Source organism: Mesorhizobium sp. M2C.T.Ca.TU.002.02.1.1, assembly GCF_003997225.1.
The window spans coordinates 1-1,779 of the sequence record NZ_RZTO01001055.1; the positions used below are offsets into that span (position 1 = coordinate 1).

General features: G+C 63.7%; 2 protein-coding genes. Both read left to right on the forward strand.

What is annotated here, in order from left to right:
• The first annotated feature begins 160 nt into the window (after positions 1-160).
• Positions 161-619, forward strand: a complete 459-nt coding sequence (locus EOD07_RS33210; protein WP_127238236.1) for a hypothetical protein — start codon at positions 161-163, stop codon at positions 617-619.
• 116 nt (positions 620-735) lie between these two features.
• Positions 736-1,779: aldo/keto reductase (locus EOD07_RS33215; RefSeq protein ID WP_127238237.1), on the forward strand; the 1,044-nt coding region annotated here is incomplete at its 3' end.

Consider the following 1,779-nt stretch of genomic DNA (forward strand, 5'->3'; position numbering starts at 1 on the left):
CTTTTCCCGTGGTTGCCTTTACGGGCGCAAAAGCCGCCAATTGTTAATGTCGCCAGCATTCATTTTTAACGACAGCGCCCTATGTTCGGCGGCATCAACGCATGCCGTCACCACAGGGGAGGCTGAGATCGGTACCGGGAACAAGCTCGATTTCGCTTCGTTGCTCGACGACCTGATCGTCGCCTCGGAGAAAGGCGAGGAGGAGGGCGCCCGGCCGTCTATTCCCTTCGACTATCTGTCCGTGGCCGATGAGCTGCATTCCGGCCGCATCAAGGTTGCCGGCGAGAGTGTCGCCGCCGAATATCGCGAGTCGGGCGCTGACCTTGCGGCTGAGTTCGCGGCACTGCTCGACCAGGCGAAACTGACGCTAGCCGGCGAAGCGCACCGGCCGGAGGAGAAGCTGCCGCCGATCGATCCCGAAGCGATCGCCGGCGAGCTCGGCCTCGACCGTCCGGCCAAGAACGCCGATTTCGGCCGTATCCGCCGCAACTTCGCCTTCGCCAACCATCCGGACCGGGTCGCGCCGCATCTGCGCCAGCGCGCCATGATCCGCATGCAGGTGGCCAACATGCTGATCGACGAGGCCAAGCGGCGGGCTTTGGCGGCCACCCGGCGTTAGCGGCGCGGAACCAATTGAAGGTCTGAACTGGCAGGGGCTTGGAGAAGCCGCGGCCTTTGCTTTATGCTTGAATTTCCTCCCCGCGCAGCCGCGCAAACTCCCGCCGGAGAAACCCCATGCATAAACGCCGCCTCGGTCGGACCGATCTCCTTGTTTCGCAAATCTGCCTCGGTTCGATGACCTGGGGCCAGCAGAACACCGAGGCCGAGGGCCATGCGCAGATGGATCTGGCTTTCTCGCGCGGCGTGAATTTCATCGACACGGCCGAGCTTTACCCGATCCCGCCCAAGGCGGAGACGCAAGGACGGACCGAGAAGACCATCGGCAGCTGGATGAAGGCCAATCGCAACCGCGACAAGGTCATCCTTGCATCGAAGGTCGTCGGTCGCACGGCCAACGCGTGGTTCCGCGGCGATCGTGCGTCGAAGCTGGTGCGCGCCGACATTTTCGATGCGGTCGAAAAATCGCTGGCCAAGCTCGGCACCGACTATATCGACCTCTATCAGATCCACTGGCCGGACCGGGACATTCCGTGGGGCTCGAATCCGACGCGCGTGGGAGCGGTGGCGCGGCGTCCGGATGCGGCAGGTGCTCCGGGAGACGAGACGCCGATCGCCGAAACGCTCGCCGTCTTCGATGAGCTGGTGAAAGCGGGAAAGATCCGCCATCTCGGCCTGTCTAACGAAAGCTCCTGGGGCGTCATGCGCTTCGTCTTCGAAGCCGAGAAGGGCACGGGTCCACGCGTCGCCTCGCTGCAGAACGCCTACAACCTCGTCAACCGCACGTTCGAGGTGAACCTCGCCGAGGTTTGCGAGCGCGAGGAGATCGCGTTTCTTCCCTATTCGCCGCTGGCGCAGGGCTATCTCACCGGCAAATACAATCATGGCGCGCGGCCACAGGGTTCGCGCTCGCAGCTCTTCAATCGCGGCCAGCGCTACGAGACGCCGAATGCGGCGGAAGTGCTGCTTCAATACACCGAGCTGGCGCGTTCCTTCGACATGGAGCCGGCGCTCTTCGCCAACGCCTATGTGGCGAGCCGGCCCTTCGTGACGGCGAATATCGTCGGCGCGACCACCCTCGCGCAGCTCGAGATGGCGCTGTCCTCGGCCGATGTCGCTTGGACCGACGAGATGCAGAAGGCTGTCGACGCCATCCACCAG